The organism is Sinomonas mesophila (genome assembly GCF_001999765.1).
Taxonomy (GTDB): Bacteria; Actinomycetota; Actinomycetes; order Actinomycetales; family Micrococcaceae; genus Sinomonas; species Sinomonas mesophila.
The window spans coordinates 1-18,148 of sequence record NZ_KV908329.1 but is presented as its reverse complement, the minus strand read 5'-3'; the positions used below and the strand labels follow the sequence as shown (position 1 = coordinate 18,148).

General features: G+C 68.7%; 17 protein-coding genes and 1 pseudogene. 14 read left to right on the top strand and 4 right to left on the bottom strand.

What is annotated here, in order from left to right:
* From BV907_RS09200 to BV907_RS09180, 5 genes are all read left to right on the top strand, one after another.
* Positions 1-1,308 (top strand): MFS transporter, encoded by a 1,308-nt coding sequence (locus BV907_RS09200; protein ID WP_139346689.1) that lies wholly within the window; start codon positions 1-3, stop codon positions 1,306-1,308.
* Positions 1,309-1,474: 166 nt separating this feature from the next.
* Positions 1,475-2,416: an MFS transporter gene (locus BV907_RS09195; RefSeq protein ID WP_077489436.1), complete on the top strand. Its 942-nt coding sequence runs from the start codon at positions 1,475-1,477 to the stop codon at positions 2,414-2,416.
* Between the two features lie 40 nt (positions 2,417-2,456).
* On the top strand, positions 2,457-4,127 hold the full coding sequence (locus tag BV907_RS09190; RefSeq protein ID WP_077489435.1) for an FAD-dependent oxidoreductase: 1,671 nt from the start codon (positions 2,457-2,459) through the stop codon (positions 4,125-4,127).
* A 69-nt stretch (positions 4,128-4,196) separates the two neighbouring features.
* Complete coding sequence (locus BV907_RS09185) at positions 4,197-5,240, top strand: amidohydrolase family protein (RefSeq protein ID WP_077489434.1); 1,044 nt, start codon at positions 4,197-4,199, stop codon at positions 5,238-5,240.
* Between the two features lie 110 nt (positions 5,241-5,350).
* On the top strand, positions 5,351-6,085 hold the full coding sequence (locus BV907_RS09180; RefSeq protein WP_077489433.1) for an IclR family transcriptional regulator: 735 nt from the start codon (positions 5,351-5,353) through the stop codon (positions 6,083-6,085).
* 29 nt (positions 6,086-6,114) lie between these two features.
* Here the strand turns inward: BV907_RS09180 and BV907_RS09175 are convergent.
* Positions 6,115-6,422: pseudogene (locus tag BV907_RS09175) on the bottom strand (DMT family transporter).
* Between the two features lie 7 nt (positions 6,423-6,429).
* On the bottom strand, positions 6,430-6,870 hold the full coding sequence (locus BV907_RS09170) for an Lrp/AsnC family transcriptional regulator (protein ID WP_077489432.1): 441 nt from the start codon (positions 6,868-6,870) through the stop codon (positions 6,430-6,432).
* 80 nt (positions 6,871-6,950) lie between these two features.
* On the opposite strand from BV907_RS09170, the gene BV907_RS09165 reads away from it, so the two are divergent.
* From BV907_RS09165 to BV907_RS09135, 7 genes are all read left to right on the top strand, one after another.
* On the top strand, positions 6,951-7,736 hold the full coding sequence (locus BV907_RS09165; protein WP_077489431.1) for an AzlC family ABC transporter permease: 786 nt from the start codon (positions 6,951-6,953) through the stop codon (positions 7,734-7,736).
* A complete protein-coding gene (locus BV907_RS09160; RefSeq protein ID WP_077489430.1) occupies positions 7,729-8,061 on the top strand; it encodes a branched-chain amino acid transporter permease in 333 nt (110 codons plus the stop codon). The genes BV907_RS09165 and BV907_RS09160 overlap by 8 nt, the downstream gene beginning before the upstream one ends.
* Before the next feature lie 63 nt (positions 8,062-8,124).
* The gene (locus BV907_RS09155) at positions 8,125-9,258 is read left to right on the top strand and encodes a glutamate--cysteine ligase (protein ID WP_077489429.1); all 1,134 of its coding nucleotides are present in this window, start codon (positions 8,125-8,127) and stop codon (positions 9,256-9,258) included.
* A gap of 313 nt (positions 9,259-9,571) precedes the next feature.
* Positions 9,572-10,519 carry a sugar phosphate isomerase/epimerase family protein gene (locus BV907_RS09150; protein WP_077489428.1) on the top strand — a complete coding sequence of 316 codons (948 nt, stop codon included), beginning with the start codon at positions 9,572-9,574 and terminating at the stop codon, positions 10,517-10,519.
* Entirely contained in the window at positions 10,516-11,478 is a 963-nt protein-coding gene (locus tag BV907_RS09145; RefSeq protein WP_077489427.1) for a 3-hydroxyacyl-CoA dehydrogenase family protein, read from the top strand. The genes BV907_RS09150 and BV907_RS09145 overlap by 4 nt, the downstream gene beginning before the upstream one ends.
* 8 nt (positions 11,479-11,486) lie before the next feature.
* Positions 11,487-12,257, top strand: a complete 771-nt coding sequence (locus BV907_RS09140) for an SDR family NAD(P)-dependent oxidoreductase (RefSeq protein ID WP_077489426.1) — start codon at positions 11,487-11,489, stop codon at positions 12,255-12,257.
* A 169-nt stretch (positions 12,258-12,426) separates the two neighbouring features.
* Complete coding sequence (locus BV907_RS09135) at positions 12,427-13,800, top strand: MFS transporter (RefSeq protein WP_077489425.1); 1,374 nt, start codon at positions 12,427-12,429, stop codon at positions 13,798-13,800.
* A gap of 85 nt (positions 13,801-13,885) precedes the next feature.
* On the opposite strand, the gene BV907_RS09130 is transcribed toward BV907_RS09135, so the two are convergent.
* Positions 13,886-14,881, bottom strand: a complete 996-nt coding sequence (locus tag BV907_RS09130) for an ROK family protein (protein ID WP_217697906.1) — start codon at positions 14,879-14,881, stop codon at positions 13,886-13,888.
* Between the two features lie 152 nt (positions 14,882-15,033).
* The gene (locus BV907_RS09125) at positions 15,034-16,311 is read right to left on the bottom strand and encodes an NAD(P)/FAD-dependent oxidoreductase (RefSeq protein WP_077489423.1); all 1,278 of its coding nucleotides are present in this window, start codon (positions 16,309-16,311) and stop codon (positions 15,034-15,036) included.
* A gap of 322 nt (positions 16,312-16,633) precedes the next feature.
* Between BV907_RS09125 and BV907_RS09120 the strand changes: the two genes are divergently transcribed.
* Positions 16,634-17,557, top strand: coding sequence for an ABC transporter substrate-binding protein (locus BV907_RS09120; protein ID WP_077489422.1), 924 nt, complete (start codon positions 16,634-16,636; stop codon positions 17,555-17,557).
* A 9-nt stretch (positions 17,558-17,566) separates the two neighbouring features.
* Positions 17,567-18,148 (top strand): ABC transporter permease subunit (locus BV907_RS09115; RefSeq protein ID WP_139346688.1); only part of this gene is annotated, 582 nt, incomplete at its 3' end.

The following is an 18,148-nucleotide window of genomic DNA, read 5'->3' as shown; positions in this document are numbered from 1 at the left end:
GTGAAGCCCACACACGTGATGCCGGACCTGAGGCAGCAAGCAGTGAACACGGTCAAGCCCGGGACAGCCTGGGGCTACACTTCGCTTCTGCTGTTCCTCTATGTCCTGAACTGGACCGACAAGGCCGTCCTAGGCCTCGCGGCGCAGCCGCTGGCCAAGGAGTTCGGCCTGACCACTGCCCAGATCGGCCTGCTGGGCAGCGCCTTCTACCTCGCTTTCGCTATCAGCGGCTTCTTCGCCGGGACGCTCCAGAGGAAGTTCACGGTCAAGTGGGCCCTGGCCTTCCTCGTCTTCACGTGGGCCCTGGCCATGGTGGCCCCGATGCTGGCCGTCGGCGGGTTCACGATCGTTCTCGCCTCACGGATCCTGCTGGGCGTGGGCGAGGGGCCGAGCGGTGCGCTGCTGATCAGCGGCATGTACTCGTGGTACCCCACGCAGAAGCGGGGCTTCCCCTCGACGGTTGCCACGGGCATGCCGTCCGTGGCCAAGATCGTGCTGGCCCCCGTCCTCGCGCTCGTCATCGCCCAGTGGGGGTGGAGGTGGGCCTTCGGCCTCCTGGCCGCCATGACCATTCTCTGGATCGTCCTATGGATTCCCATCTGGAAGAACGGCCCCCACACGGCGGAGACCAGGAAGGCCGCCGTCGACTCCGGGGAGCCCCTGGTCCCACTGCGCAAGATCCTGGCGACGAGGACGTTCATCGCCGGCTCCGTCGCCATGTTCGCCACCTACAGCATCATCTCCACGATGATCACGTTCCTCCCGACGTACTTCCAGATCGGGGTCGGCTTCCCGCAGACCACGGCTGGCTCTCTGCTGGGCGTGGTGGGCGTGCTCACGCTGGTCACGGCGCTGCCCATCGGCTATGTCACCGACAGGCTGATCGGCCGTGGCGTCTCCTCCCGGATCCTTCGCGGCATCCTCCCGGGCCTGACCCTGATCGTCGGCGGCCTGTTCTTCGCGGCCCTGCTCTTCCTGCCGGGCCAGGTGGCCTCGGTGGCCATCTACGCGATCGGATTCTCGCTGATCAACGTGGCCAACCCGCTGCTCACCGCCGGGATCTCCGAGATCGCCCCTCCGCGCCAGACGTCCAGCGTCCTGGGCATCTTCATGGGGATCATGTACGTCGGCGCGCTGGTCATCCCCACGGTCACCGGGTACATCGTCGACGCGGCGTCCGATCCGGTCACGGGCTGGGGGAATGCCCTCGCCGCGCTCGGGGCCCTGGCCGCGGCCGGCGGTGTGGCGGCGCTGTTCTTCTTCAATCCGCGCAGGGATGCCCACCGACCGAGCAGCCTCGCCAGCTAACGCTGTTGGAGCGGCGCTCGAGCACCGCGGGAGCCGCCGAGGCGGCCACCCGCGGTGCTCGACGGCGCCCGCTCCGCAGTGGGAAGTCATCGCATGAGAGTCTCCTACGCCAGCGGATCCGAATGGTCGCTCCAGTTTGCGGCCTTCGCTCGGGAGCATCGCGAGCATGCTCTTCGCCTCGTTCACGCCGCTGACCGTGGCGCGGGCCTGGACGGGCCTGATGGTCGGTGCCCTGTATCCGACCCTCCTGACCCTGATCGGCGACTCCGCGAAGGGCGTCCAGCGCGCCCGGTCGCTCTCCCGCCTGCAGGTGGTCGGGAACCTGGGGACCGCCCTCGCCACGCTCACCGCGGGCATCGTGGCTGCGCTGACCGACTGGCGACTCGTCTTCGGACTGACGTCCGCGGGCTGCGCGGTCCTGCTGCTGGTCCTCCGCGGCAAGCGCGAGACGCCCCGGGACACCACGGAGCGGGTCATGCGCCACGCCTTCAGGCCCGTGGTCCTCGGCGTGTACGGTCTCGCGGTCCTTGAAGGCATGGTGCTGCTCGGGGCCTTCACCTACATCGTCCCGGCGCTCGAGCATGCCGGGGTCGCGGTCCCCGTGGCCGGCCTGCTCGGAGCGTCCTACGCGGCCGGGATCATCGGCGGCGCGCAGGTCATGCCCCGGCTCGTCGAGCGATTCTGCCGCACGCATCTCATGACGATCGGTGGCGGGATCCTGTTCCTCGGCCTCGTGGCGTCCGCAGTGTCGCCGTCGCCGGTTGCGCTAACCGCCACGGCCGTGCTGATTGGCGCGTCGACCGCCATCCTGCACGTGTCCGTGCAGGGGTGGGCCACTGAGGTGGCGCCGGCGGCCCGCGCGACGACCGTCTCCCCCTCTTCGCCTGCTCCCTGTTCCTCGGCAGCTCGCTGGCCACGTTCCTCACCGCCCCGCTGGCGGACCGCGGCCAGTTCGGCGTCATCTTCGGCCTGTCGCTGCCGGCCGCCGTGCTCCTCACAGTCACCGCCGCCTGGGGCCACAGCCGATGGATGTCCATTCATGCGGAGCCGTCCTCAAGGGGTTGACTCCGCCACCCAAGCTGGTAGTTTCGTTATCAACATAGATTAATCAGTTCTCAAAATTTGAGAACAGATGAGAGGCGGGAAGCATGGAGACCCATGACGTCGTGATCGTCGGTGCAGGGCCCGTGGGCCTGACGCTCGCGGTCGAGCTCGGGCAGCGCGGCAAGTCCGTGCTGGTGCTCGAGAAGCGCAAGAAGCTGTGGAAGCTCCCCAAGATGGAGCGGTGCAACGCCCGCACGATGGAGAACTTCCGCCGCATGGGCCTCGCGGACCGCATCCGCGAGGCGGGGCTGGACAACGAGATGTCCATGGACGTCTTCATCTGCGACGAGAATCTCGTCAACCAGCCGCTGGTCCACCACCACTACCCCTCGGTCTCGGAGCTCAAGCGGCAGTACCGGGAGGTCAACGACGGGTCCGCGCCGGCGGAGCCGTACCAGCTCATCTCCCAGTACACGCTCGAGCCGCTGCTGGTCGAGGCTCTCGCCGAGCTGCCGAGCGTGGCCGTGCGGTTCGACGCCGAGGTGGTCTCGTTCACGGACGACGGCGAGTCGGTCACCGTGCGCTTCCGGAACGCCGACGGCGTCGAGTCCAGCGCGCGGGCCGCGTACCTGGTGGGATGCGACGGCGCATCCAGCGGGGTGCGCAAGACGCTTGGCTTCGAGCTCGAGGGCGACTCCCTGCTGGAGATGCGACAGGCGCTCTTCTACTCCGAGACCCTGCTCGAGCAGATCCCGATCGGCGCGGGACGCCACTACCACGTGGCCGACGACAAGTCCTCGTTCCTGATCGTCCAGGACGACAAGAAACACTTCTCCCTCCACGCCACGGTGGCCTCGGACGAGGAGATGCCTGAACTCTTCGAGCGGATCCTGGGCTTCCCGGTCGACTACGAGACGCTGTACGTCGGGTCCTGGCGGCAGCGCCTCATGCTCTCGGACGGCTACTCGTCGGGCCGCGTCTTCATCGCCGGCGACGCGGCGCACCTCGTCATCCCGACGGGAGGCCTGGGGATGAACACCGGGCACGGCGACGCCGTCGACCTCGCCTGGAAGCTCGCCGCCGCCCTCGATGGCTGGGGCGGCGAGGCGCTGCTCGAGAGCTACGAGCTCGAGCGCCGCCCGATCGGGGCCCGCAACATCGCCGCCTCGCGCAAGGCCACCATGGGCCGCCGCAAGTGGCGCGGCATGTGGTCGCCCGCCATGACGGCGCGGGACTCCGAGGGCGACAAGGCCCGCGCCGACCTCGCGGCGGTTGCCGACGAGGAGCAGCGGTGGAGCAACGACCTGTACGGCATCGAGCTCGGCTACGGCTATCTGGGCTCACCGGTCATCAGCTACGGCGAGGACTACGCCGTCGACGAGCTGGGGCTTGACTTCGCGTACACGCCGCGGACCCTCGAGGGCTTCCGCCTCCCGAACGTCCGCCTCGACGACGGCGCCCCGCTGCAGGACTCGCTGGGCCGCGAGTACACGATCCTGTGCGTCGGCACCGACGCGGCGGCTGCCCAGCCGCTCGAGGACGCGATCGCCGTCGTCGGCGCCCCGGTGAACACCCTCGCGGTCGCGAGCGAGGACGCCCGGAAGGTCTACGGCGAGGGCTACCTGCTCCTGCGTCCGGACCTGCACATCGCCTGGCGCGGCACCCAGCCGCCCCAGGACCCCGCCCAGCTCGCCGCGCTGGTCACGGGCCACGCCGCGGCCCGGGGGCGTGGCGAGCGGCCCCGGACGCTGGCCGTGGTGGCGGGCGGCCAGTAGGCCGGCCGGCCCCATCCCGAGCCAGACCCACCCCGACGAACAGACCCGAAGAAAGACGAAGAGGACACCATGACCCAGGAAGCATCGAAGAAGCCATACCGCCGGATCGCCGTGGAGGAGGGCTGGGGCTGCCCGGAGATGTTCGACGTCTACAAGAACTTCCTGTCCGACTACCCCCAGGACGACCCGAGCTTCATGAGCCTCATGGGCTACTACGCCCTGGCCGACGGCGAACGCCCCGAGTCGGTGCGCCGGCGCCTGACCGACACCGACACGCGCCTGCAGGAGATGGACGCGGCCGGCGTCGACCACCAGCTCCTCTCGCTGACCTCACCGGGGACCAACCCGCTGCCGGCCCGGGAGGCGACGTGGCTGTCGCAGCGCTCGAACGATGCGATGGCGAAGGTCATCGCCGACCACCCCACCCGATTCTCCGGGCTGGCCGCCGTGCCCTTCACGGCGACGGACGCCGGCGCCGAGGAGCTGACCCGCGCGGTGAAGGACCTGGGCTTCAAGGGCGCCATCCTGAACTCGCACGTGCGCGACGAGTACACCGACTCCCCGCACTTCCTCTCGTTCTACGAGGCCGCCGAGGCGCTGGATGTGCCCGTCTACCTGCACCCGAACGGACCGTCGAAGGGACTGTTCAAGCCTTTCCACGACCGCGGCCTGGACGGATCGATCTACGGCTTCGGCGTCGAAACCGGTCTGCACCTGCTGAGACTGGTCGTCTCGGGCATCTTCGAGAAGTTCCCCGACCTGAAGATCGTCGTCGGGCACCTCGGCGAGGCGCTGCCGTTCTGGCTGAACCGCATCGACTACATGTACTCGAAGCAGATCGCCACCGGACGCTACGCACACGTCAAGCCCCTGCCCAAGAAGCCCTCCGAGTACCTGAAGGAGAACGTCTGGTACACCACGAGCGGCATGCCGTGGCAGGAGGAGGTCCTGTTCGTCCGGCGTATGGTCGGCGCCGACCGCGTCATGTACGCGATGGACTACCCGTACCAGTACGAGCCCAGCGAGGTGGCGGGTTTGGACAACCTCCCCATCTCGGACCAGGAGAAGTTCCAGTTCTTCGAGGGCATCGCAACGCGGGTCTTCAAGATCTAGTCGGCCCCACCCGAGGGCCCGGCGTCGGCGGCGTCGGGCCCTCTGAGGTCTCGTTTTCCGATAGCTGCAAGCGACGTATCATTATCTGATAACAATCTGAGGAGGTAGGGATGGCTGGCGCCAAGGGCGACAACGGCACGTCGAGCAGCTCCAAGAAGGTGCTGAACCTGCTCTTCCAGTTCTCGGCCGAGCGTACCGAGCTGTCGGTTCCGGAAATGTCCGCACTGATCGGGGCCACCACGCCCAGCACCTATCGGTACCTCGCCCTGCTCAAGGACCTGGACCTCGTCGAAGAGGGAAAGCCCGGGCACTACCACCCCACTGCCCGGGTCATACCCCTGGCGCGCGCGGCCCAGCTCTCGAATCCACTCGCGCGGATCGCCGGCCCGATGCTGCGGGAAGCCTCCGACACCCTCGGCGAGACCGTCATGCTCCAGCAGCTCGCCGGCGATCACCTCGTCTGCACTGAACTCGCCGAATACGACCGGCCCATGCGCTTCACGATCCAGCCCGGGCGCTCCACGCCTCTGGGGAGAGGGGCATCCGGGAAAATGGCCCTTGCTCTTCTCCCGGCCGACACCCGAGAACGGCTCCTCCCGGCGCACCTGAGCCAAGCCCAACTGGATGCCTACCTTGCCCAGGGATATGCCACTAGCAACTCCGAAATCGACGAGGGCGTGTGGGCGTGCAGCGTCCCCATCATCACTGCCCGAAAGAGCCTGTCAGTACTTACCTCCGCTGGCCCTGAATCGCGCATACCCGAGGACCACAAGAAACTCACCATCCAGACACTGCAAAAGTCTGCGCAGAAGATCCGCGAAAGGGCTTCACAGCTCCTGATCTGACGTACAGGATGCGGTCAGCCGGGGAGCCCTCAGTGGATCGCCTTGAGCCCCACGACGCCGCCGACGATCATCGCGAGGAACAGAGCACCTTGAGCGCCGAGACGGCCTCGTCGCCGGTGGCCATCGCGTACACAACGGTGAGCACGGCCCCGATCCCGACCCAGACGGCGTAGGAGGTTCCGAGGGGGAGCTCGCGCATGGCGAACCCGAGGCGCGCCATGCTCGCGAGGATCGCGATGAAGAACACGACCGTGGGCCACAGGCGGGTGAGTCCCTCCGACTTGCCGAGGGCCGTGGCCCACACGGCCTCGAGGACGCCGGAGAGGACAAGGACGATCCAGGCGTCAGCGCCGGAGCTTGAGCAGCTTCATCGTGATGCGCGAGTCCACGCGGGCGATCGCCGGGTCGCCCAGGAGCTGGGTCGTGAGCCAGCGCTCGTACGCCTCGGAATCGGCCGTCTGAACCCGGATCACGTAGTCGGGGATGCCGAACATGCGGCGCAGCTCGGCCACCTCTTCCATCGCCGCGAGCCGCCGCTCGAAGGACTCGACCGTTGGGAGGTCCTTGGCGACGAGCTCGGCGTGGATGATGACCTCGAAGCCGCGGCCGAGCGCCGCCGGATCCACCGTCGCGGTGTAGCCGGTGATGACGCCGTCCGCCTCGAGGCGCCGCACGCGGCGCAGGCAGGGGGCCGGCGTGAGGCCCACGCGGGCGGCCAGCTCCTGGTTGGTCAGGCGGCCGTCTTGTTGGAGGTGGTCAAGAATTGCTCGGTCGAGGGAATCCACCCCTTGATGATTGCGCCTACTTGGTTGCAGGTGCAAGAAGTGGCAATCAAAGTGCTCCATGATTTTCCTACCCTTGCTGTATGGGAATCAGCAGGGGGCAGCGGGCGCCTCACCTCGCCGCCGCGGCGGGCGACGCCGGCGTCATCTGGGCGGGGCTCTTCGCCCTCGGCATCGGCTTCGGCGTCCTCACCACGGGCTACGGCTTCGCGTGGTGGGTTGCGCCGGTCCTCTCGGCGGCGCTGTTCGCCGGCTCGGTCGAGTTCATCCTCGTGGGCATGCTCGCCGCCGGGGCGCCGATCGGGGCCATCGTGCTCACGACCTTCCTCGTCAACTCGCGCCACCTCTTCTACGGGCTCACGTTCCCACTGCACCGGGTCACGGGCCGGCTCGGGAAGGCGTACAGCGTGTTCGCGCTGTGCGACGAGGCCTACGCGCTCACGACGGCGAAGGACCCTGCCGCGCTCTCGAGCCGCCGGATCCTGTGGACCCAGGCCGGGCTGCACGCCTCGTGGGCGCTCGGCGCGCTCGCAGGCGGCCTCGTGGGCTCGACGCTGCTGGCCGGGCTCGAGGGGATGGACTTCGTCCTCACGGCCCTCTTCACGGTCCTTACGGTCGACGCCGTCCGCGAGAGCCGCGACTGGACGACCCTCGGCCTCGCGATCGGCACGGCCGTCGCCGCGCAGGCCTTCGTGCCGGGGTCGATGCTCCTCGCCGCCATGGGCGCGTTCACGGCGGCGCTCGTCGTCCGCCACCGCCTCGCGCGCCGCCGCGCGAAGGGCGAGCCCGGCTTAGGCGAGCCGGACGCCGTCGGGCGCGCCGCCGTCGAGCCCTCGCCCGAAGCCCTCGAGGCGGCGCACCGTGCCTGACCCCGGCTACCTCCTGACGGCGCTCGCGGCCGCCGTCGCCATCACTGTGGGCCTGCGCGCGCTCCCGTTCCTCATGGTCGGCTTCCTGAGGGACTCCGCCTTCCTCGCCGACCTGGGCCGCTGGATGCCGCTCGGCGCCGTCGCGATCCTGGCGGCGTCGTGCGTCTTCGCCATCGACCTCGGGGGCCACGGCCGCGGCATCCCCGAGATCGCCGGACTCGCGGCGACGGTCGGGGCCCACCTCTGGCGGCGCAACGCCGTCGTGAGCATCGCCGCGGGGACGGGCGTGTGCCTCGTGCTCGCGAACGCCGTGCCCCTGCCGTAGCCGGCGCCGGCATCCCCCGCGTCCCACGTGCCACTCCCGCCCCTACCTGACACAATGGCGCCCATGCGCACCTTCGGCGTCGAAGAGGAACTGCTCATCGTGGATCCGGTGAGCGGTGAACCGCTCCCGCGCGCCGCGCACATGCTCGCCATCATGGGGCGCCCCCAGGATGCCACGCACGAGTTCAAGCTCGAGCAGATCGAGATCCAGACGTCGCCCTGCCTCACCCACGAACAGATCCTCGGCCAGCTCCACCAGGGGCGCCACGCCGTCGACCGCGCCGCGCGCCAGGTCGGGGCCCGTATCGCCGCCCTCGCCACCTCGCCCAGGAGCGCCGCCACGCACCTGAGCCCGGGGGAGCGATACGTCGCGCTGGCCGAGCAGTTCCGCATCACGTCCCATGAGCAGCTCACGTGCGGCCTCCACGTGCACGTCGCGATCGAGTCGCCGCAGGAGGGCGTGGAGATCCTCGACCGCATCCGCGACTGGCTGCCGCTGCTCATCGCGCTCAGCGCCAACTCCCCGTTCTGGCACGGGGCCAACACTGGCTATGCGAGCTTCCGCACGCAGGCGTGGAACCGCTGGCCCACGTCCGGGCCCCTGGACGTGCTGGGCACCGAGGCCGCCTACCGGGCGCTCGTGGCAGATCTCATCGGCACGGGCGGGATCTTCGACGAGGGCATGATGTACTTCGACGCGCGCCTCTCGCGCAACAACCCCACTGTCGAGACCCGCGTTGCCGACGTGTGCCTCAATGCCGCCGACTCCGCGCTCCTCGCGGTCCTCGTGCGCGGCCTCGTCGAGACCGCCGCCCGCGAGGCGGGGCAGGGCGTCGATCCGCTCGGGACCCCGACGCCGATCGTGCGGCTCGCCTCCTGGCGGGCCAGCCGCTCCGGGCTCAACGGCGTCCTCGTCCACCCGGCCGAGCGCCGGCCCGTCCCGGCCGCCGACGCCATCGCCGCGTTCATGGCGCACATCGAGGACGCGCTGCGCGACTCGGGCGAGCTCGACGGGGCAACCGCGGCGCTCGAGGCCCTGCTCGCCCGCGGGTCGGGCGAGCGCGTCCAGCGCGAGGCCGCCCTCGGCGGCGGGGGGATGGCCGACGTCGTCGCCGCCGCGGTCGAGGCAACCCATGCGCACGACGACGGGTGGGACGACGGCGGCCGGCCCACCGCCCTCTGGGAGCCCGAGCGGTAGGCAGGCCGAGCAGGCATGGGAAGGAGCCGGTCCCCGTGGGCCGGCTCTTTCCATGCCCTGTTACCCTGACGCAGCTCCCAAGGGCGAAGGCACGACAGACTGATGTCGCCAAACATGTGCTGCCCTGAGCCGCTTCTCCTTGGTGAATTACGCAAGGAGAAGCGGCTCAGGGCAGCAGGTTTTGCTGAGGACATAGCTGGCGGAGATCAGCCGGCCGAGATCACCATCCCCTTGACCTCAACTATATTTCCTATAGGATCTTTTCGTGAGCCGCTTCACAGGCGGCCCTGAATCTAAACTGCAACGGAGCACCATGCCGACGGAACCCGCCTACACAGCCGCCACGTGGCCCATCGCGACCTGCCTCCACGGATTCCGGCCCGTGGACGCAAAGGGCGTCGCGATGCACGACGCCCCCGCCGAGGTCTGGGACGACATGTTCGCCCAGGTCGCCGACGTCGGCTTCACGCTCGCGGAACTCGCCGACAGCCACGTCCGCCCCGCCGACCTCGAGCCGGCCCGCCGCGACGAATTCCTCGCCATCGCCAAGGCCCACGGCGTCGGCGTCCCGTCCGTGCACCTCCAGCGGCAGAGCGTCATCATGCCCGGCCACGAGGAGCGCAACCTCGAGTACGCCCACCGGACCATCGACGCCGCCGCCGAATGGGGCATGCAGGTCTTCTCGACCGGCCTGCACCAGCCCTTCAGCGAGGCCCAGCGCCGCGCCCTCTGGTTCTGGACGGCCCAGGGCCCGCAGGACCCGGACGACCGCGAGGTGTGGGACACCGCCGTCGGCCGCATCCGCGAGCTCGGCAAGCACGCCGCGGACGTGGGCCTCGTCATGTCGCTCGAGATGTACGAGGACACCTACCTCGGCACCGCGGACAGCGCCGTGCGCTTCATCGAGGACGTCGGGCTCGACAACGTGGGCCTCAACCCCGACGTCGCGAACCTCATCCGGCTGCACCGCCCGGTCGAGGACTGGCGCACGATCTTCGACAAGACCCTGCCCTACACCAACTACTGGCACGTGAAGAACTACACCCGGGACGAGGCCGCGGACGGCAGCTGGGCCACCTCAGCACCCTCGACCATGGAGATGGGCCTCATCAACTACCGTCAGGTGTTCCGCGACGCCGTCGCCCTCGGCTTTAGCGGCATCATCCTCGCCGAGCACTACGGCGGCGACAGCCTCGGCGTCTGCGCCACGAACCAGAAGTACATCCGCACCCTGCTTCCCCCAGGAGGATCCGCAGCATGACTGACCTGACCATCGCCGTCATCGGCTCCGGCTACATGGGCGGCGGGATCGCCCAGGTCCTCGCCCTCTCCGGGGCCACGGTCCGGATCGCCGACGTCTCGGAGGAGATCGCCCGGAAGAACCACGAGCGCCTCCTCGACGAGGCCCGCGAGTTCGTCGCGGACGGGCTCTTCCCGGCCGACGCCGTCGAGCGCATCGCCGCGAACCTCACGCCCGCCGCCTCGATCGAGGAGGCAGTCGCCGGGGCCGACTTCATCGAGGAGGCCGTCCCCGAGAAGATCGAGATCAAGCACGAGACGCTGCGCCGGATCAGCGCCGCCGCGCGGCCGGACGCCGTCATCGGCTCGAACACCTCGACGATCCTCATCGCCTCGCTCGCCGAGGCCGTCGAGCGGCCCGAACGCTTCCTCGGCGTGCACTTCTCCAACCCCGCGCCGTTCATCCCCGGCGTCGAGCTCATCCCGCATGGGGGGACGGACGACGGCGTGATCCCCCTCGTGGAGCGGATCGTCGCCGCGACAGGGAAGGAGACAGCGCGGGTCAAGGACGCCACGGGGTTCGTCCTCAACCGGCTCCAGTACGCGCTCTTCCACGAGGCGACCCAGATCGTCGAGGAGGGCATCGCGACGCCTGAGGACATCGACACGATCGTCCGGACCACCTTCGGCTTCCGCCTGCCGTTCTTCGGGCCCTTCGCGATCGCGGACATGGCCGGCCTGGACGTCTACTCGTTCTGCTACGCGTCCCTCCAGACCCGCTGGCCCGAGCGCTTCGCGACCCCGGAGTCGCTCAAGGAGCTCGTCGAGGCCGGCAAGTTCGGCACCAAGACCGGCGCCGGCTACCTCGACGTCCCCGCCGAGCGCACCCCCGAGCTCGTCACCTACCGCAACCGGGCCTACGTCGCCATGAAGAAGCTCATGGACGAGCTGGGCCCCGCCCCCATCCACCCCGAGAACTGAAGGACATCATGACCTCCTCGTTTCCCAAGGACCGCAGCGTCATCTTGACCGGCGCCGCCTCGCCGCGCGGTATCGGCCGCTACGCCGCCCACTACCTCGCCGAGCGGGGCTGGAGCGTCGGCATCCTCGACCTCGACGCCGAGGCCTCGCAGAAGGTCGCCGCCGAGATCGCCGAGAAGCACGGCGTCGCCGCCGCCGGCGCCGGGGCGAACGTCGCCGACGAGGCCCAGGTCCGCGCCGCGTTCGACGCGCTCGAGGCCGAGCTCCCGCAGCTCGTCGCCGTCGTCAACCTCGCCGGCGTCTCCTCGCCCGTGGGCTACCTCGACGTCACCGCCGATGAGTGGCACCGCGTCATCGACATCAACCTCCACGGCGTGCACCACACGACCAAGCGAGCGGTGGAGACCATGGTGCGGCACGGCGTCGGCCGCGTGGTGAGCCTCTCCTCGGTGAGCGCCCAGCGCGGCGGCGGGACTTTCTCCAAGACGGCGTACTCGGCGGCCAAGGCCGGCGTCGTGGGCTTCACGCGCAGCCTCGCCCGCGAGCTCGGCCACCAGGGCGTCACGGTCAACGCGGTCTCGCCCGGCCCGATCGACACTGACATCATGGGCGGCACGCTCACCGACGAGCGGAAGGAGAAGATGGCGGCCGACGGCGTGCTGCCGCGCATCGGCACTCCGCGGGACATCGCCGCCGCCATCCACTACCTCATCAGCGAGGACGCGGGCTTCGTGACGGGCCAGACCCTGAACGTCGACGGCGGCCTCTATATGCACTGATGGGCGCCCGCCGCTGGTCGGCGGGGAGGATCGTCTTCCTCGCCGTCGGCCTCATCCTCGTCGCCGTGGGCGCCGCCCAGATCGTCCCGGCCCTCATCGGCTAGACCCGTCCTTCAATCCACCTCTGCCCTACCCTCCACTCAGGCATCCCCCTCAAAGGAGAGCGGACATGACCACGTCCCCGACCCGTCTCGCCCCGACGGTAGGCATGGACCCGGCGCTCACAACGGCCATCAAGAAGGCCGCCAAGCACCTGATGCCCATGCTGATCATCCTGTACTTCGTCGCGTTCCTGGACCGCACGAACGTCGGCTTCGCCGAGGCCGCGCTCAAGGTCGACCGCGGCGTCTCGGATGGCGCCTTCGCCCTCGGCGCCGGCATCTTCTTCATCGGCTACGCCATCTTCGAAATCCCCTCGAACCTGCTCCTGAAGAAGTTCGGCGCCAAGTTCTGGCTCGCCCGCATCGCCGTGACATGGGGCCTCGTCGCGGCGGCCTTCGCGTTCGTCACCGACGAGACGATGTTCATCGTCCTGCGGTTCCTCCTCGGCGTGACCGAGGCGGGCCTCTTCCCGGGCGTCATCATGTACCTCGCCGCCTGGTTCCCGAACAAGGTCCGCGTCGAGATGTTCGCCCTGTTCTACCTCGCCCAGCCGTTCTCGCAGATGCTCGGCGCCCCGCTCTCGGGCGGCCTCATCGCCCTCGGTGACGCGACCGCGTGGCAGGGCTGGCAGGTCATGTTCTTCGTCGAGGGCATGCTGGCGGTCGTGGCCGGCATCGCCGCCCTGTACTTCCTCACCAACAGCCCGCAGCAGGCCACGTTCCTCGACGACAGCCAGAAGAATGCCCTTCAGAACGCGATGGCCGCCGAGGACGCGATCCGCAGCCAGGACGGCCCGCGCGGCATCTGGGCCGCCATGGCCAACTGGAAGGTGTGGTACTTCACGGTCATCTACTTCTGCCTCCAGATCGCCGTGTACGGCACCACGTTCTACCTGCCGCAGCAGGTCGCCTCGCTCCTGGGGAAGAAGGTCGGCTGGGAGGTCGGCGTCGTCTCGGCCATCCCGTGGCTCGTGGGCCTCTTCGCCTGCTACTTCCTCGGGCGGGCGGCCAACACGGTCCTGCGCCGCCGCACCTGGGGGACCATGTGCTACGTCCTGACGGGTGTCTTCATCCTCGGCTCCGCGTGGGCCGGTGCCAACGGCCAGCCGATCCTCGGCATCGCCTGCATCACCTTCGCCGTCGCGAGCTTCCTGACCGTCGGCCCGATCACCTGGGCCTACCCGACGGCGTTCCTCACCGGTTCCGCGGCCGCGGCCGGCATCGGCCTCATCAACTCGCTCGGCAACCTCGGCGGCTTCGTCGCCCCGATCATGCGCACGGGCATCAACGGCGCGGTCCCCACGGCCTCGGGAACGTGGGGCGTCGTCTCCCTCGGTGTCTTCGCCTTCCTTGCGGCGGCCATGTTCTTCGCGACGAAGTACTTCAAGGGTGCCAAGTCGGACGAGCTGCTCGCGAAGGAGGACGCGCCGGTCGGGCACTGATCCGCTCGTTCGGTATGACGGAAGGCCCCGGTCCGCGAGGACCGGGGCCTTCGGGGGAGCGTTGACGTGCCGACTGGGGGGCCGGTCAGGCCCCGAGGATGCCGTCCCGGAGCCGGGCCTGGCCCAATGCCTGTCCGGCGTAGGCCGCCCCTCGGGCCACCGAGAGGCCGATGACCTGCGGCACCACTCTGATCTCCGGGGCACTGGGAAGGCTCTGCTCCAGTCTCCTGCGCGCCTCGGGGAGGACTTCCTCGGCGAGCGGACTCAAGCGACCCACGAAATAGACGGACTCGGGGTCCAGCGTCACCGCAACGGCACTCACGGCCGTGACGATCGCCGTCGTGAACGCCTCCACGACCTCCGGGAGGGACGGCGCCTCCTGCGGCTCGGACCAGAGGGCATCGATGCGCTCCAGCTCCAGTCCGCGGGCTTGGGCGAACCGCAGCAGGCCCTTGCCGCTCAGCAGCCCGTCGAGGGTCTCGCTGCCGACCCCTGAGGAGAGGACGCCGAGGTCCCCGAAGGCCGGCGTGCGCCCCTGGCTGATCTGGTGATCGGTGCAGCTTGCGAAGTTCAGCGCCGAACTGAGCATGAAGAGCGCAGCGTTCCCGATGTGGGCATCGTCCTTGAGGATGCCCCGCAGGGATGCGTTGGCGTCGCTGTCCAGTTGGACGGGAGCCTTCAGTCGATCCTGAAGAGCATTCTTGAAACGGGAATCAAGGAAGATCTGGCGTGGCTCTGGGGTCGTGTGTACGGCAGAGCCGTTCCGGAGGCGGCCGGGCACCGCGGCCACGACCTGGCGCAGCGGTCCCTCGGCAGACTCCGTGGTCTCCCCCACCAGGTCCGCCAACCACTCGACAGTGGACTCGATGTCCCCGCCCTCGATGCTGGGAACGACGGCATGGGTGATCTCACGCCCCCTCAGGTCGGTGACGAGGACACCCGTCGTCTGCGCCCCGAAGGCGATGCCGACGATGTGCCCCGCCGTGCGGGGCACATCCAGATACGTGGAACGCCGGCCCCGGCCCACCATCTCATCGACTCCCTGCTCGACCACGAATCCGTCGAGACGGAGCTCGTCCACCTTCCGGGATACCGTCGCCTGGCTCAGGCGCGTTAGCTCGATCACCCTGCTGCGCGTGAGGGGAGCCTCAGAAAGGACTGCATCGAGGACCGCCGCCTTGTTGTAGCCACGTGCTGCGGGACTACCGCCCATAGGCCAACCCTGTCTCTGGACTACTTGATCCGGTCGATGATCTTGGCTGCTGCGCCGATGAAGGGCAGGAACCACGGCGGGCCGAAGTGGCCGGGCACGGGCGGGTTCTTGAGGTCGCCCCAGACGTTTGCGGACTTGTCTCCGCCCATGTAGTGCGCCATCCGCTTGCCCATGTGCGCGGCCATCTGGACCCCGTGGCCGCTGTAGTTGAGCGTGTAGAAGAGCCCGTCGTGCTCGCCGGCGTGGACCATCTGGTCCATCGAGAGGTCCACGAGCCCGCCCCACGTGTAGTCCACGCGGACGCCCGAGAGGTAGGGGAAGAGCTCGAGCATGGCCTTGCGCAGGATCTCGCCGCTCTTGACGTCCGAGTCCGGGCTCGAGAGCGCGAACCGGGCGCGGCCGCCGAACAGGAGCCGGTTGTCCGGGGTGATCCGGAAGTAGTAGGTGAGCATCTTGCTGTCCGAGGCCATCCGCCGGTTCGGCAGGATGCGGTTCACCACGTCCTCGGGCAGCGGCTCGGTGACGATGATGAAGCTGCCCACCGGGATCACGCGGCGCTGCAGCCACGGGGTGACGCTGCCGGTGTAGCCGCTTGTCGCGACAAGGACCTGCTTGGCCCGGGTGATCCCGCGCGTGGTGTGCACGTGGTGGACGGTGCCGCTGATGCGCTTGAGCTCGGTCACGCGGGCGTCCTCGCAGACCACCGCGCCGGCCCCAATGGCCGCCCCGGCGAGGCCGTGGGCGAACTTGCCCACGTGCAGCCCGGCGCCGAGCGGGTCCATCATGGCGCCCTGGTAGAAGTCGGTGCCGATCTCGCTGTGGATCTCGGACTTCGGGATCACCATGACGTGGTGGTCCACGAGCTTGGCCAGGAGCTCCTGGGACTTCCGGAATCCCTCGTTGTGGGACTCGTGGTAGGCGAGCGAGAGCTTGCCGAAGCGGTTGAAGTTGCAGTCGATCGCGTAGTCGGCGACGAGCTTCTCGATCGTCTCGATCGCGTCGTTGTACTCGCGGAAGTACTCCACGGCGCGGGCCTCGCCGTACCGCTTCACGGCGGTGCTGAAGCCGATGGCCAGACCTGTGGTGGCCATCCCGCCGTTGCGGCCGGAGGCCCCCCAGCCGACGGTGTGGCGTTCCAAGACCGCAACGCTCGCGCCCTGCTTCGCGAACTCGAGCGCAGCGGAGAGGCCGGTGAACCCGGCGCCGATGATCGCGACGTCGACAGTCTCGGGCACCGGGGTGCGCCGGTAGTCACCGGAAGGCTCGGCTGTGTCCAGCCAGTACGGGGTGAGTTTCACGAAGGAGGGCCTTTCTCGCCTCGACCAGGTCCCGAAGGCATGGCTGTGCGGGGTGGCGAACGGTGGCGGGGCACATCCGGGCGGCCGCCTCACTCATTTGACTCTAGAAGCGTGGTGGTTTGGCTGTCAATGGCGGCGTTCAACTGCTCAACTGTTGACAAATCGCAGAGGCGCAGGTTGGATTGCATCAGAGCCGGCAGCGAGATGCAGGTCACATGAGTACCCAGCGCAGGGTTGCGTCCGTTCCTCTCACGGCCTCAAGGAAGACTCCTCGAGGGGGCTGGCCCACCCAAAGTGCTGACGCCATTTGAAGGGAAGCATCGTGAAGAAGATTAACAAGGTTCATGCCGCAACGGCGGCCCTGGCCGCGGTTCTGGCCCTGAGCGCCTGCGGCAGCCAGGCCGCCAGCGCGCCGGCAACGTCAGAGAGCCTCACGAACAACACGCGGGACATCTCGGAGGGCGTCCAGGCGGACGCCAAGGCTGTGAGCCTCCTGCCGCAGTCGTACAAGGACAAGGGCGAGCTCACGGTCGCGATGGACCTGCACTACCCGCCGACGACCTTCCTCGCCGAGGACAACCAGACCCCGATCGGGCTCAACCCGGACATCGCCCGGCTCATCGCCAAGAAGCTGGACCTGGACCTGAAGTTCGTGGACACGAAGTTCGACACGATCATCCCGGGCCTCGACGGCAACCGCTTCGACTTCACCGCCACGACCATGTCCAAGACCGAGGAGCGCCTCAAGGTCCTGGACATGATCGACTACTTCAAGGCCGGCACCTCCGTGGCCGCGGCGGCGGGCAACCCGCAGAACCTCACGGTCGAGAACCTGTGCGGGAAGAACATCGCCGTCACCCAGGGCTCCACCGGCCAACTCAAGCGCCTCCCGGCCCTGAACGAGCAGACCTGCACCTCCAAGGGCCAGCCGGACATCAACGCCGTGACGCTGCCCAACGTCCAGGAGGCGCTGACCCAGCTGCACGCCAAGCGGATCGACGGCATCCTCTACGACACGACCTCGCTCGGCTGGGCCGCCAAGCAGCAGCCGGACAGCTTCACCATCATCGGCCGGGTCAACGTCGGCTCGAGCGACGTGACGGCGATCGGCATCAAGAAGGACTCCCCGCTCGTCCCGGCCATGCAGGCCGCGATCCAGTCGATCCTCGGCACCCCGGAGTACAAGGATTCCCTCAAGACCTGGGGTCTTGAGTCCGGCGCCATCACCGACGCCAAGCTCAACTAAGGGACGTCCATGCTGGAAACCATCAGTCGCGGAAGCGAACCCACGGCGAGCGCGTCGGCTTCGGCGCTCAAGCCGCGGATCCGGCTGCGGACTCCGTCCGAGTACGCGGGATGGGCCTTCGGCATCCTGCTCGGGATCGGGATCCTGGCCTCGGTCCTGACGAACCCGAACTTCAAGTGGGGCGTGGTCGGGAAGTACTTCTTCGCGGAGTCCATCCTGCGAGGGCTCATGCTCACGATCTTCCTCACGGTCGCGAGCATGGCCCTGGGCACGCTGCTCGGCCTGGCCCTGGCGGTCATGCGCTCCTCGCACGTGAAGCCGGTCTCCATCGCCGCGAGCCTCTACATCACGCTGTTCCGCGGCACCCCGGTGCTCGTGCAGCTGATCTTCTGGTTCAACATCTCCGCCCTCTACCCGGACCTGCGGATCGGGATCCCCTTCACGGACCTCGGCGTGGCCGTGGACACGAACGCGATCATGGGCCCGATCACGGCGGCCCTGGTGGGCCTGACGCTGAACGAGGCCGCGTACATGGCCGAGATCATCCGCGGCGGGTTCTCCGCCGTGGGCAAGGGCCAGATCGAGGCCGCC